The 805-nt window shown below is 77.4% G+C and carries 1 protein-coding gene; it reads left to right on the plus strand.

Annotated elements, in window-relative coordinates:
* A partial coding sequence (locus DQW85_RS22030) for an IucA/IucC family protein (RefSeq protein WP_205315306.1) occupies window positions 1-805 on the plus strand: 805 nt, incomplete at both ends.

An 805-nucleotide genomic window follows, 5' to 3' on the forward strand; every position in this document is an offset into this window, starting at 1 on the left:
GCACCGCCGCGCACCTCGCCCGGCGGCGGGCCGAGGGGCCCGGCGCGCGGGGGGCGACCCCGTTCCTCGACGCCGAGCAGGCGCTCCTGCTGGGGCATCCGTTCCATCCCGCGCCGAAGAGCCGCGAGGAGGCGTCCGGCGGCGAGCTCGACGACTACTCGCCCGAGCTGCGCGGCTCGTTCCGGCTGCACTGGTTCGCCGCGGACCCCGCCATCGTGGTGGGCGGCAGCGCAGACGAAAGCACAGAGGGAGGCACGAGGGGAAGCACGGGCGATGGCCGGGTGCCGGTCGAGCTGTGCCGCCGGATCGCCGCGGGGCTCGACCTGCCCGACGGCGCGATCCCCGTACCCGCCCACCCGTGGCAGGCGCGCGAGGTGCTGCGCCGCCCCGAGGTGGCCGCCCTCGTGGAGGCGGGCCTGCTGCGCCCGCTCGGCCCGGCCGGCCCGGTGTGGCACGCGACGTCGTCGGTGCGCACGGTGCACCGCCCGGACGCCGAGGTGATGCTCAAGCTCTCTCTCGGCATGCGCATCACCAACTCCCGCCGCAACAACCTGCGCGGCGAGATGCGTCTCGGTGTGCGGGCGGCCCGGCTGCTGGCCGCCGGGCCGGCGGGCTGGCTGCGGGCCGAGCACCCGGAGTTCGCGATCCTGCGCGACTTCGCCTGGGTGTCAGTGGGCGCCGAAGGACCGGAGACCGGCCTGGAGACGGCGATCCGCGACAACCCGTTCCGCGGCGGCGCCGGGGAGGGACTGTGCGTGGCCGGCCTGCTGGCCGAGCGCACCGGCCCCGGCGACGGCACCGCGCC

Source organism: Nonomuraea lactucae (assembly GCF_003313395.1).
In the GTDB taxonomy this organism is placed as follows: Bacteria; Actinomycetota; Actinomycetes; order Streptosporangiales; family Streptosporangiaceae; genus Nonomuraea; species Nonomuraea lactucae.